General features: G+C 63.7%; 14 protein-coding genes. 9 read left to right on the forward strand and 5 right to left on the reverse strand.

What is annotated here, in order from left to right; all coding sequences use genetic code 11:
* Positions 1-83: 83 nt before the first annotated feature.
* The gene (locus tag QYH69_RS11710; protein ID WP_308832014.1) at positions 84-281 is read right to left on the reverse strand and encodes a hypothetical protein; all 198 of its coding nucleotides are present in this window, start codon (positions 279-281) and stop codon (positions 84-86) included.
* A 320-nt stretch (positions 282-601) separates the two neighbouring features.
* On the opposite strand from QYH69_RS11710, the gene QYH69_RS11715 reads away from it, so the two are divergent.
* Complete coding sequence (locus QYH69_RS11715; RefSeq protein WP_374992390.1) at positions 602-832, forward strand: hypothetical protein; 231 nt, start codon at positions 602-604, stop codon at positions 830-832.
* 13 nt (positions 833-845) lie between these two features.
* Here the strand turns inward: QYH69_RS11715 and hfq are convergent, their stop codons facing one another.
* Complete coding sequence (gene hfq, locus QYH69_RS11720) at positions 846-1352, reverse strand: RNA chaperone Hfq (protein WP_308832015.1); 507 nt, start codon at positions 1350-1352, stop codon at positions 846-848.
* Between the two features lie 371 nt (positions 1353-1723).
* Here hfq and QYH69_RS11725 point away from each other — a divergent pair, with 371 nt between their 5' ends.
* The 6 genes from QYH69_RS11725 (at position 1724) to QYH69_RS11750 (ending at position 6473) form a co-directional block, all read left to right on the forward strand.
* Positions 1724-1864, forward strand: coding sequence for a hypothetical protein (locus QYH69_RS11725; protein WP_156883825.1), 141 nt, complete (start codon positions 1724-1726; stop codon positions 1862-1864).
* Between the two features lie 30 nt (positions 1865-1894).
* The gene (locus tag QYH69_RS11730; protein ID WP_308832016.1) at positions 1895-2440 is read left to right on the forward strand and encodes an RNA polymerase sigma factor; all 546 of its coding nucleotides are present in this window, start codon (positions 1895-1897) and stop codon (positions 2438-2440) included.
* Positions 2437-3216 carry an anti-sigma factor gene (locus QYH69_RS11735; protein ID WP_308832017.1) on the forward strand — a complete coding sequence of 260 codons (780 nt, stop codon included), beginning with the start codon at positions 2437-2439 and terminating at the stop codon, positions 3214-3216. The genes QYH69_RS11730 and QYH69_RS11735 overlap by 4 nt, the downstream gene beginning before the upstream one ends.
* 381 nt (positions 3217-3597) lie before the next feature.
* Positions 3598-4359, forward strand: coding sequence for a hypothetical protein (locus QYH69_RS11740; protein ID WP_308832018.1), 762 nt, complete (start codon positions 3598-3600; stop codon positions 4357-4359).
* 36 nt (positions 4360-4395) lie between these two features.
* Entirely contained in the window at positions 4396-5985 is a 1590-nt protein-coding gene (locus QYH69_RS11745; RefSeq protein WP_308832019.1) for an FAD-binding oxidoreductase, read from the forward strand.
* A gap of 44 nt (positions 5986-6029) precedes the next feature.
* Positions 6030-6473: a hypothetical protein gene (locus tag QYH69_RS11750; protein ID WP_308832020.1), complete on the forward strand. Its 444-nt coding sequence runs from the start codon at positions 6030-6032 to the stop codon at positions 6471-6473.
* Positions 6474-6493: 20 nt separating this feature from the next.
* Here the strand turns inward: QYH69_RS11750 and QYH69_RS11755 are convergent, their stop codons facing one another.
* The 3 genes from QYH69_RS11755 to QYH69_RS11765 form a co-directional block, all read right to left on the reverse strand.
* A complete protein-coding gene (locus QYH69_RS11755; RefSeq protein ID WP_308832021.1) occupies positions 6494-7609 on the reverse strand; it encodes a DUF1571 domain-containing protein in 1116 nt (371 codons plus the stop codon).
* A 69-nt stretch (positions 7610-7678) separates the two neighbouring features.
* On the reverse strand, positions 7679-9460 hold the full coding sequence (locus tag QYH69_RS11760; RefSeq protein ID WP_308832022.1) for an AMP-binding protein: 1782 nt from the start codon (positions 9458-9460) through the stop codon (positions 7679-7681).
* 314 nt (positions 9461-9774) lie between these two features.
* Positions 9775-10998 (reverse strand): MFS transporter, encoded by a 1224-nt coding sequence (locus tag QYH69_RS11765; RefSeq protein WP_308832023.1) that lies wholly within the window; start codon positions 10996-10998, stop codon positions 9775-9777.
* 441 nt (positions 10999-11439) lie between these two features.
* Between QYH69_RS11765 and QYH69_RS11770 the strand changes: the two genes are divergently transcribed.
* Both QYH69_RS11770 and QYH69_RS11775 read left to right on the forward strand, forming a co-directional pair.
* Positions 11440-11892: a helix-turn-helix transcriptional regulator gene (locus QYH69_RS11770; RefSeq protein WP_308832024.1), complete on the forward strand. Its 453-nt coding sequence runs from the start codon at positions 11440-11442 to the stop codon at positions 11890-11892.
* The gene (locus QYH69_RS11775) at positions 11889-12920 is read left to right on the forward strand and encodes a HipA domain-containing protein (protein ID WP_308832025.1); all 1032 of its coding nucleotides are present in this window, start codon (positions 11889-11891) and stop codon (positions 12918-12920) included. Before QYH69_RS11770 ends, QYH69_RS11775 begins: the two co-directional genes overlap by 4 nt.
* The last annotated feature ends 48 nt before the right edge of the window (positions 12921-12968 follow it).

Raw genomic sequence — 12968 nt, forward strand, 5'->3', positions numbered from 1 at the left:
TCTGCGCTGCGATTGCGCCGGGCGGTCCAGCACCGCCTCGGGCGTGTAGCGCTTGGCTGAGGCTATAGGCCCGGTTGGTCCGCTTATCGGTGCTTCGGCCGCGTGCCGTGTTGCGCAGGCTGTTTCGCCGCCCCCGCCTCCGGCTTAGCCGGAGAATGGTTCGGTTCTTCGGGATCGACGGCAATCGGATCGCTGGCCGGAAAGGTTTCCGCAAGTGCCTCGTCGAGGCGCCGCTCGACGCTGAGCTCGGCCGGTTGAGATTTCGGCTTCGACGTGGACATATCGCTCTCCGCTCGGACGTTGTCGAACAACCAGAATAGCGCAAAGCCACAATCGACAACACTCGACCGAACGGCATAAGGTCAATCTCAATCTTGCGCGGTCACGGTCATGGCCAACGTCGCGGTTCGACCGCTGCTGCATTTCAATAAGCGTCGCATGAACGCCGCTGCAATCGCGTGCCCCGCGGGCCGCGCGGCGATCAATGGAATTTTCAGCGCGGGATTTCGTTTTAGCTCCACCGCGCGACAACGGCCGCCTTTTGCGAACCGTCTGGCCGAGACACATCGAGCCGTCCGCGGACACAACGACGAGGTGAGCCATGATGGAGACGGACGGGTCCGACCGAACACCGCGCTGGAATGCGTCACATGTGGTGGACGCGGAACTCGAGCATCTGGAGTGGGCGACGCGGCAACCCATGCTTGACATGTTCGACGCCCAGTACTGGCGCCGCCGCGTGCTGGCGGTTCAGGGAAGTTACCAGCTTACGCACCAGCAAGGGATGCGCATCGAGCGGATGCTCAAGCGCCTCGCCGGACCGGGCGGCTAGGCGCGCTTTGCGGTTATTCGTTGTTGTTGTTGCCCGAGCCGCCGTGATTGTTGCCGTGGTTGTTGTTGCCGTGGTTATTGCCGTGCCCGTGGTTGTCGCCCGAGCCCGCGCCGAACAGACGCCGGCGGCGCGTGACGACGACCGGTGCGTCGGAACCCGAGCGTTCAGATGACGCCGGCGCGCCGCCTCCATACGACTCGCGCGGTTCGCGCGAGTCGCGCGGCGAATCGCGATGCGACCCGTGCGAGCCATGCGGTCCGCGCGACGAATGCTCGCCATGCGACGGCCGGCCGGTACGAGGCCCCGGACGCGTGCCCGTGTCGAGCTGGATGGTCGAAATGGCACGCTTGTAGATGCCCTGCAGCCCGACAGGCGTGCGCAGCATCACGAGGTACTGATCGAACGACTCGATGCATCCCGTCAGACGGATACCGTTGACGAGATAAATTTCGACGCGCTTTCTTTCTTTGCGCGCGGCGTTCATGAAGTCGTTTTGCGGGTGCGATTCTGCGGAAGGCATGGACGATTGTGTGTGGAAGTGCGGTTGTTCGCCGGGATTCTACATGGGTCGGCGCATACGCGTACTAATCGACGAACTTGTCGACCACTATAACGGCTTGCGCGCGCATAAGCATCCGTTAAATACGATGTGTAACGTTGCGTTACGAATCTTTGCATTCGACGTCGTCACGCGCCGCCCGGCGAGCGCGCCAGATCCGAAAAGGACATCGCTGGAACCGATTTGGCATAACTTTAAAAAACGGCGGGTCGGGACGGAATAAATCGCGCGGAACTCTCGTTTTGTTCAGGTGCAGTCCATCTTTCACGTTCCACGAATATCCGTTCCCCGTTCACGAGGCCGTCCGGCCCGTACCCAAAGGAGAGGCTCATATGAAGTTGACTCGACTCGTCAGTACCCTTTGCATGCTCGTCGCGCTCGGCGCGGCGGCGCTTGTGACAACCGGCTGCAGCGATATGGGCAGCGGCGGCGCGAGCGGCGGCAGCGGCTCCAGTTCTTCCGGCGGATATTGATCCGCAGATGACGCGCGGTTTGCCAGCCGGGTGAGTTTCGAAGCAGAGGTCGTATCCTGGCTCCCGCAGCTACGTCGATACGCGCGCACGCTGACGGGAGATCACGCTTGGGCGGACGATCTGGTTCAGGATACGGCCGAGCGCGCGCTCGCCCGCTGGAAGGCGTTCCGGCCGAACAGCAACCTGCGCGCGTGGCTGCTCACGATTCTCCGGCATCTCTATATCGACCAGCTGCGCATGCGCCGCGAGGTGGCCGTCGACGAGGAAAGCGCGCCGTGGCGCAACCTCGAGGCGCCGCGCGGCGAAGTCGACGGACTGATATTGCGCGACGTGCAACGCGCGCTTTACAGTCTTTCGGTCGAGCAGCGCGAAGTGGTGCTGCTCGTCTGCGTCGAGGAGTTCAGCTATCAGGAAACGTCGATCGCGCTCGGCGTGCCGGTTGGAACGGTGATGTCCCGACTGTCGCGCGCACGCGAGCAGATGAGACTGATGCTGACCGAAGGTCCTGATCGGCCAGACTCGCAGGAAAAGCCGCACAAGTCCCCGTCGCTGAAAGTGGTGAGAAATTCTTCATGAACAACGACGCCCGCCATCCCGAATCCTCGCCCGACCTGCGCATGCTGTCGGCGTTCGTCGACAACGAACTCAGCGAGAACGACACGGCCGCGGTGCGAGAGCATCTCGAACGCGACGAGCAGGCGGCCGCGCAGGTCGCCGCATGGCGCGCGCAGAAGCAGGCGTTGCGCGCATTGTGCGGGGCGACGACGCGCGACGACACGCAATTCGTGGTCCTGCGGTCGCGTTCGTCGTGGTGGCAGCGCGCAGGCATCGCCGCGTGCTGGCTCGTCGCCGGCGCGGGACTCGCGCTCGGCGCGGCGCCGCTCGTGCCGCGACTCGTAGGCGGCGACACGATGTCGTTCGCACGGCGCGCCGATATCGCGTATGCGGTCTATACGCCGGAGCGCCGTCATCCGGTCGAAGTCGCCGCGGTCGAGGAAGAGCATCTGATTGCGTGGCTGTCGAAGCGTCTGAACCGGCAGCTCTCGGTACCGTCGCTTCAGGAATACGGCTACTCGCTGGTCGGCGGGCGCCTTCTGCCCGGCGAAGCGGGGCCCGCCGCGCAATTCATGTACGAGAACCAGACCGGTGCGCGCCTCACGCTTTACGTGACCGGCGTGCCGAAAGACGAAACGGCATTCCGTCTGTTTCGCGACGGCAATCGCCGCACCTTCTATTGGGTCAACGATGGAATGGGCTATGCGCTGTCCGGTCCGATCGCGGAGGGCAAACTGCGCACGATTGCGATCGACGTCTGCAGCGCGCTCGGCGGCCGGCCGGAAGCGTGGCAATAGCACGCGAGCCTGCACGGCCGTGCCTCGATGTCAGCCCGGGCGCGGATCGTTCGCTGAGCCCGTACCGCGAATCGCGGATTCCGCCATTGCGCTTTCCCGGTGACACACGACCGGAGCGTTTGGAAATACCAGGTAACGAACCGACTGCTCCGCGCCCGCAATGCGGCGGAATAGCTATATGCATCGTGTCGTTTATAGAAGTGCAGGCCTGCTGTCCCGGCGCATCGACGCGTCGGCGGGGCGGGCCACGCAGGCGAATCGACAGGGCCTACACGGCGACGGCACGCGTTCGTGCCGCGGTGCCGCACCGTCGAGACGGGATAAACGATGCGCGATATTTTCGGACTTGCAGCAGGGGTTTTTGTTTGTGTGGGCTGTGCGATGAGCGGGCAGGCAGCGATGGCCCAGGAGTCCGGGCCGCCGATGTTCGGCGCGCCTCCGGGCGCGCAACGCAACATGCCGCCCAACGATTCGCAGACGGACGGCGACCAGCGGGCGCAAGGCTACGGGCAAAGCGGCGATGATCCGCAGAACACGAGCAGCGCGCCCAACGCGCCCGCCGCGCCCAACGCGCAGCAATACGCCCAGCAATTCGCCGAGCCGGCCCAGCAGGCGGAACAAGCGGAACAAGCGGAACAGGAACAGGCAAGACAGGAGTGCCGCGACGTCAGCGGTAATGCGCAGATCGACGGCAAGCAGCAGCAGTTCAGCGGACTTGCGTGCCGGCAGCCTGACGGCACATGGCGAATCGAGGAATCGGATGACGACGCGGGCGACAACGGTGGTGCTGCATATCCGGCACCCGGCATGGCGCCCGACGGGGCAACTGAAGCGGCGTCGCCCGACGCGCCCCCGTACGATCCATACTATGCGTATGGCTATCCGTACCCGTACCCCTATCCGTACGATCCGTTCTGGGGGGCGCCGTTCCTGTTCGGCGTCGGCGCATCGTTCGTCTTCGTCGACCGGTTTCATCACTTCCATCACATCGATCATGTTCGTTTCGGATATCCGCACGGTTTCGCGCATGGCGGGTTTCACCGCGGATTCCACGGTGGCGGCTTCCATGGAGGCGGATTCCACGGTGGCGGCTTCCATGGAGGCGGGTTCCACGGCGGAGGAGGCGGTTTCCATGGCCGCTAGCGTGGCTGCGGCGCATGGATCGCCGGGAGTGCGCGTATGACGTCGCCCGCGATCCGCATCCTGCCGCCCGACGTCAGCGCCGCTCAGTTCGAGCGCGCGCTTGCCGCATGGCAATCGATCGTCGGCGACGGGCATGTGCTCGACGGCGCCGCGCTCACGCCCTATCTCGATCCGTTCGCGCCAGGACCGGCCGGCGCGGCGTTTGTGCCATCGGCGGCATTGCTGCCGTCATCGGTCGACGAGATCCGGGCGGTGTTGCGTGTCGCGAACGAGTACCGCATTCCGCTATGGACGGTATCGACGGGCCGCAACTATGCGTACGGCGGCGCGGCGCCGCGACTTGCCGGTTCGGTGGTGGTCGACTTGCAGCGCATGAACCGCGTGCTCGCGGTTGACGAAACACTCGCGTATGCGCTCGTCGAGCCTGGCGTCAGCTATTTCGATCTGTACAACTACCTGCGCGAACACGGCTACAAGCTGTGGGTCGATCCACCCGCTGCCGGCTGGGGCAGCGTGATCGGCAACACGCTCGAGCGCGGCTTCGGCTATACCGCCTACGGCGATCACGCGGCAAACCAGTGCGGCATGGAAGTGGTGCTCGCGAACGGCGACGTCGTGCGCACCGGCATGGGCGGTATCGAGATCGGTACGTCATGGCAGGTGTACCGGCCGGGCTACGGTCCGTCGTTCGATGCGATGTTCATGCAGTCGAATTACGGCGTCGTCACGAAGATGGGCGTCTGGCTGATGCCCGCGCCGCCCGCGTATCTGCTCGGCGAAATCCAGTTTCACGACGAGCGCGATCTCGAGGCGATCGTCGATATCCTGCGGCCGCTGCGTCTTGACGGCACGATCACGAACCACGCGGTGATCGAAGGCGGCCTGCGGCGCGCGGCCGGTCTCTCGCCGCGTGCGCAGTGGTACGACGGCGACGGTGCGATGCCCGACAGCGCCATCGACGCGATGCTGAAAAAGCTCGACGTCGGCCGCTGGAATCTGCATTACGCGCTATACGGCACGGACGAACTGATCGACGCGCGCAACCGGATCGTGCAGCGTGCGTTTGCGCGCGTGCCGCGCGCGTCGACGTTCGCGAAGCAATACGCGGGCGATGCGCAGCCTGCCGGCGGCGGCGATCGCAACATGGCCGGCATCCCCGCGATGACCGCGTTCAGGATGCTCGACTGGCGCGGCGGCACCGGCGCGCATATCGACTTCTCGCCGATCTGCCCGGCCGTGGGCCGCGATGCGTTCCGACAGTACATGATGGTGAAAGGGCGCGCTGCGTCGTTCGGTTTCGACTACTACGGCGGTTTCACGGCCGGCGGGCGGCACTTGCACCACATCTTCGCCGCCATTTTCAATCGCGACGACGCCATGCAAAGCGAACGGGCCGGAGATCTGCTGCGCGCGGTGATGAGCGACGTCCGCGCGGCCGGCTACGGCGAATACCGGTCGCATCTGATGCATATGGATTACGCGGCCGCGCAGTACAGCTTCAATGACGGCGCATTGCTGCGCCTGTCCGAGACCGTGAAGGACGCACTCGACCCCGCGGGCATTCTGTCGCCGGGCAAGCAGGGCATCTGGCCGCGCGCGTTGCGCGACAAGCGGGGCTATACATGAACGCCTCGGGCGGGCGCCGCTATCGTCATGCCGTGGGATAGGCGATGGACCGGCGTACCTTCATCGCGACCGGCACGTGGTACTCGAGCGCCGCATGGCTGCCGGCATGGCTCGCCGCGGAAACAGCCGAAGCACGGGCCGCTGCTTCTCACGATGCCGCACGGCGAGGCACGACGCTCGCGCGCACCGCACGGACTTTCGCGCTGTTCGATGCCTCGCTCGCACAGGCCGATGCATTCGCCGAGCATGCGGCGCGGCTCGCCATTCCCGTCTTCGAGACCGGCGACGACATCGGTGCGCTCTGGCATACGGCGCTTGCGGCAAGCATGGCGCGCGCACCGTCGCCAATGCTGATCGGCTTCACACGCGCGTCGGACTTTTTCGTGCTGACGCGTCTCGCGCTGCGCCCCGGCCGCCTCGTTGCACGCGCAACGGAATCGAGCCGGCCGCACGCCAATGCACCGGTTTCGTTCGTCATTTCCTTATGAGGGGGGCGGCCGTGCGTGCATCAAAACTTGTACGCGGGATTCTTCGGATCGAAGGTTTCGTCGTCGAAGGTTTTCGGCGTGATCGTCTGGAATACGATGCGTTCGAAGATGCGCCCGTCGTTGTCGTAGGATTCGACGGTGCGAAAGTACGGGTGCCGTAGATCGAGGCCGAGCGTCTCGCGCTTCGCGTAGAACTCGGGCATGCCGGCGCTCGTTTCGTAGGTGAATGCGACCACGCGCACGCCGTCGAGCGTCTTCACTTCGATGCGCTCCGGCCGCGTAATGCCGGCCTGTGCGTATTTCTCGCCTTCGGACAGGAACTGCTTCGCGATGTACTCGGTGCCGAGATCGCGAACCTGATGGTTCGATTGCGTGCGCGCGAGCGCGCCGTTTAGCGATGCCCATACCGGGATAATGTTCAGGAAGCCGCCGAGATGACCGTACATCTCGTCGCTGCGCCGCGTTTCGTCATAGATGATTTCCTGACCGGCGTGCGGGCCGCCGGACAGCCATTTCGCGTAGATGCGGATCGGGTCGCGCGTCACGCGCACCACCATACGATCGGGCCGGCTCGGCCATATGCCTCGAATGCGCTCCTGGCGGATCATCGTGAACTCGTATGACGGGTAGCCGTTCGGGCCGTCCTTGATGTAGCGCGGCACCGTCAACGGATCGAGCGACTGGAACAGCGCGGTGAGACTGGCATCGTCGAGTTTTTCGAGCAGGCCGCTTTGCGCCGCCTGGCGCAGCCATCGCACCTGTTCGGCGGGTTTGAGCCTGCCTGCCTCGCCAGGCGGAATGGTCGGCGGGCTGACTTCCGGTTTCGCGCCGCTCGCGGCAACCGCGGGGTCCGACGCGTTCGACGCGTTCGATGCGGCCGGTGCGCTGGATGAGCCCTTCGTGTCGGCCGCGCTGCCCGGCAATGCCGTCGATGCAGCGGACAAACCAGCGGATGAACCAGCGGACGACGGTGCGGGCGCGGGCGACGGGTTAGCCGCCGGCGTCTCGCCTGGCTGCTGCTCCTGCTGCGCGAGCGCGGCGGTTGTCATATGCAGGGTTGCCGCGCAGGCGAGCCAACGCAGCGCGCGCATTACCGGTGCGCGGCGAGTCGGATTCGTCGACGGCGGGTGCGGCATGAGTGGACTCCCACAGAAACCGGAAACGGCTGAACCGATGACGGCCGTTGGTGCCGCACATATCTTGCATCAGGCAGGTTTTTGCTTCGCGAGTTCCTGGGCGCGCAGTTCGCGTCGCAGAATCTTGCCGACATTCGTTTGCGGCAGCTCGTCACGAAACTCGACGAGCTTCGGCACCTTGTAGCCAGTCAGATTCTTTCTGCAATGCTCGATCACTTGCGCTTCGGTCAGCGCGGGATTGCGCGCCACGATAAAGACCTTGACCCTCTCGCCTTGCGCCGCGTCGGGCACGCCGATCGCGGCGACTTCGCGCACGTCCGGATGCATGGCGATCACGTCTTCGATTTCATTCGGATAAACATTGAAGCCCGACACGAGAATCATGTCCTTCTTACGGTCGATCAGGCGGATATAGCCGTGCCCGTTCATCACGCCGATGTCGCCCGTTGCGAGCCACCCGGCGTCGTCGAGCACCTTCGCCGTCTCCTCCGGACGATTCCAGTAGCCTTTCATGACTTGCGGACCTTTCACGCACAACTCACCGGGCTCATCTATACCAGCCCAACTGCCGTCCTCCTTGCGAAAACGCACGACCGTCGATGGCGCGGGCAATCCGATCGAGCCGTCGAAGTCGCGCAGATGCTTGAGGTCGACCGGATTCATCGTGACGATCGGCGAGCATTCGGTGAGGCCGTAGCCTTCGATAACCGGTTTTCCGGTCACCGCCTTGAAGCGCTCGGCTACGGCTTTCTGCATCGCCATGCCGCCTGCCATCGCGAGCTTGAGCTTCGAGAAGTCGCGCCTGCAGAATTCTTCGTTGTCGAGAAACGCGTTGTAGAGCGTATTGACGGCGGTGATGCCGGTGAACGTTTCATGACGGATGACCTTCATCACGCGCTTCGTGTCGCGCGGATTGGCGATCAGGATATTGCGCCCGCCGAGCAGCATGAAGATCATCGCGTTCAGCGTCAGCGAGTAAATGTGATAAAGCGGTAAGGGCGTCAGCACCGTTTCGACATCGCCGGCCAGCTCGCTTTCGGACCACGCTTTGGCCTGCAGCACGTTCGCGACGATGTTGCGATGCGTGAGCATCGCGCCTTTTGCGACGCCGGTGGTGCCGCCCGTGTATTGCAGAAACGCGACGTCGGTCTGGTTGACCGTAACGGGCGCCGGCGCGCGGCGCGTGCCGATCGCAAGCGCCTCGCGCATGCGTATCGCCTGCGGCAAGCGATATGCGGGCACCATCTTCTTCAGATGCCGGATCAACGCATTGATGCAGCGGCCTTTGAGGTTGAGCCCGTCGGCCAGCAGGTCGCCGAGCGCGGTGACGACGATGTTTTGCACACGCGTGCCGGGCAGCGCGTCCTCGAGCGTCTTCGCGAAGTTCTCGAACACGACGATGGTCTGCGCGCCGCTGTCCTTCAACTGATGCGCGAGCTCGCGCACCGTGTAGAGCGGATTCACGTTGACGACGACGGCGCCCGCTTTCAGGATGCCGAACAGCGCGACCGGATACTGGAACGTGTTCGGCAACATGATCGCGACGCGTTCGCCCGGCTTCACGCCGATGCCCTGCAGCCAGCTCGCGAACGCGTTGGCCTTGCGCGCGAGGTCGCCGTACGTGAGGTTCGAACCGACGCTCACGTACGCGACCCGGTCCCGATACTTCTGCGTGCATTCGTCGAAGAGATGCACGATCGAGGCGAACTGCGCGACGTCAATTTCGTGCGGCACAGCGGGCGCATACGACGCGTACCAGATGCCATCGGTATTGGGCGCCGGCTGCGGGGCCGCATGCGAAACGCGTACTTCGGCGGCGCATGCCGGTAGCGACTGCGGCGATGGGCTCATGGTCGTCTCCATTCCATTCTTGTCCTTTGGACTGTTCTTGTCTGTTCTACAGACAGTATGGCTGCCGTTTGAACGGTGCGTGGCTGTTTTCGATGTGCGCCATGTGTGGCTGACGAAGGATACGGACGATCACGGCGAACCCGCAAGCGATCGGCGTCGGGGAAGTCTTCTAACAGGCGGTCTTTGCACATCGACCAGATCGACGGCGCGGCGCACGCGCGTATAGCGCGGCGGCAATGAAAAAGCCGCGCCGATCGGATCGGCGCGGCTTTCGCGGCCTTCGCGGTTTGAAGCGTTTTGCGGTGCGGCGGCGGTTATGACGTGGCTGCCGCGACCGCCTCGGCAGATTTAGTCATATCGATGCCGCGCCGCTCGCGGCTAAAGAGGATCAGTACCGCGATGATGACCGCCACCGTGCCCGCGACGATGGCCATGGCGAGCCCGTAGTTGTTGTTGTGCGACACGGCGAACGACGCCTGCATCGTCGCGTTGACTGACGCAAGCAGGTTGCCGAGCTGGTAGACGAGGCCGGGGAAGGTCGCGCGAATCTCGTCAGGCGAGATTTCGTTCAGGTGCACTGGAATCACGCCCCACGCGCCTTGCACGGAGATCTGCATCAGGAATGCGCCGATCGCGAGCATGACCGGCGTCGACGAAAACGCCCACAGCGGCAGCACCGGCAGTGCAATCAGTGCCGCGATGCAGATCGCGCGGCGGCGGCCGATGCGCTCGGAGATCGAACCGAACAGCAGACCGCCGACGATCGCGCCGATGTTCAGCACGATGGCGATCAGCGAAACGGTGTGCGGATCGAAATGATGCTGCTCGCGCAGGAAGGTCGGGTACAGATCCTGAGTGCCGTGCGAGAAGAAGTTGAACGCGGTCATCAGGATGATCGCGTAGATCGACAGCACCCAGTTGCGCTTGAGCGTGACGAGCAGGCCCGGGCGCGCTTTCTTCTCCATTGCGACCCATGCCGGCGACTCGTTCACGCTCGAGCGCACGTAGAGCACGAGCAGCGCCGGGATGACGCCGACGAAGAACATGCCGCGCCAGCCGATGTACTGATAAAGCACGCCGAATACGATCGAGGCGAGCAGATAGCCGCTCGGATAGCCGGCCTGCAGGAGCCCCGACACGATGCCGCGCGACTTCGCGGGCACTGTTTCCATCGTCAGCGCGGAACCGACGCCCCATTCGCCGCCCATTGCGATACCGAACAGCGCGCGCAGTACGATCAGCGTCGTCAGGTTCGGCGAGAAGCCGGACAGCAGTTCGAGCAGCGAATAGATGGCGATATTGACCATCAGTGTCGGACGGCGGCCGTACTTGTCGGCGAGCCGGCCGAAGATCAATGCGCCGAGCGGGCGCATCGCGAGCGTCAGCGTAATCGCAAACGCGACTTCCGGGATTTTTGTATTAAATTCGGCGGCGATATCTTTCAGAATAAAAACCATCAGAAAGAAATCGAATGCGTCGAGCGTCCAGCCGAGATAGGCGGCGATCGTGACGTTTCTCTGTTCGCGGGTCCATGCCATCGAGTTTGTTCTCCTCTTGCGATCTTGCTTTCGAGTGTTGAGCATTGCTGCGTGACGCGCGCATTCCCCGTGGCGCGGCCGCGGGACGAGTGTACGCCGACCGTTAAGCGGCTGCATGTAAATGCGCGCGATTCAGTGGTATTCCCTGGGAATCAGCATGCCGTGAATTGTCGGATGGCTGTTTTATTAATGTAATAAATGAATTTTATTCGATGGATTTTAGTAAGTTTTAAGTAATTTATCTGGGGCCGATCGAGTTCGGGGTTTCAGCGTTTTCACGCGAATTCGACTGAAGAAGGTCGCGGGACGCAGCGGTACGGAGGCGGATGCGCGTTCGCTGCCCTCGGGAAGCAAACTATTCTTTCATTTTTTGCAATAAAACGATAAAATAATGACACTTTGGCCCAAAGAACGTCTCCGCTCCTACCTTCGTCCGAATTCATGCTTCGCCAATTCGGCGAGCGGCTGCGCCTCGCGCGTTTGCGTCGCAGGCTGACGGCAAAGCAGGTGGCCGAGCGTGCGGGTATGACGGCCGTCACGCTGCGTAACCTCGAACGCGGCTCTTCCGGCGTCACGATCGGCGCGTATCTGGCGGTTATGCAGGTGCTCGGTGTCGAGGCGGATCTCGACCTGTTGGCGAGAGACGATCTCGTCGGCCGCGAACTTCAGGATGCCGCGCTTTCGCCGTACAAGGCTGGGCCGGCGCGTTCCTCACGGTTGCCGCGTTCGCCTCGCGAGGCGTTGGGCGAAGCGACGCCCATCGACGACAACCCGCAGCCCGTATCCGCGCATAGCGGGACAGACTGGGCCACGCACAGCGGCTTTGTGAGCGCCGACGATCTCGCTTCGCTGCTTGCTCCGGACAATTCGGCGAAGCGGAGCAAGCAGCGGTGAGCGAGACGCCGATCGAGGTTTTTGCCGACTGGAGCGGCTTGGCGGAGCCTATGCTGATGGGCCGCTTGTGCACGCGCCGCACGGCGGCTCGCGAGGTGTTCGATTTCGAATTCGATCGGACCTTTCTCGCCCGTCCTGCATTTGCGAATCTGAGGCTCGACCCGAGGCTGCATCTGTTCGAGGGCCGTCAGTATCCGCCGCAGGGGCACGAGACGTTCGGTGCATTCGCCGACGCAAGCCCGAATCGCTGGGGGCGTCTGTTGATGCGCCGGCGTCTCGAGCGAGCGCAACGCGCGGGGCTCGCCGACCGGAGCGAGCGCCTTTACGAGTCCGACTATCTGCTCGGCGTCCACGATGCCTACCGCGTCGGCGCATTGCGCTTTCGCCGGGGCGATGACGCCGCGTTTCTGGACGACCGGCATGATGTGGCCGCGCCGCCGTTCGTGCAGTTGCGCGCGCTCGAAGCCGCAAGCCTCGCGCTCGAGCGCGACGAGGACAACACGGCTCGCGCGGCGGACGAATGGCTGCGCATGCTGATCGCGCCCGGCGGTTCGTTGGGCGGCGCGCGGCCGAAGGCAAGCGTGGTCGACCCGCAAGGGCATCTATGGATTGCCAAATTTCCGAGCGTGCGCGACGAGCATAACGTCGGCGCATGGGAGATGGTGGCCCATGCGCTCGCCAGGGCATGCGGCCTCGACGTGCCCGATGCGTTGGTGCGGCGCTTTGGCAGTTCGCATCATACGTTTCTCGTCAAGCGGTTCGATCGAACGGAGGCGGGGCGGCGATTGCATTTCGCGTCCGCTATGAATCTGACCGGGCATCGGGACGGCGACGACGCGTCGACAGGCGCGAGCTACCTCGAAATCGCCCGCGTGCTGATGACCGATGGCGCGCAAACCGATCGCGATTTGCGGCAGTTGTGGTCGCGCATCGTCTTCAATCTTCTGGTTTCGAATACCGACGATCACCTGCGCAATCATGGTTTTTTGCTTGTGCCTGGAAAGAAGTCGGAGGCCAAGCGGTCTTAGGAAGACAAAACATTCTACCAACTCCTTGGCTCACAGAACGACATGGCT

The organism is Paraburkholderia sp. SARCC-3016 (assembly GCF_031119615.1).
GTDB lineage: Bacteria > Pseudomonadota > Gammaproteobacteria > Burkholderiales > Burkholderiaceae > Paraburkholderia.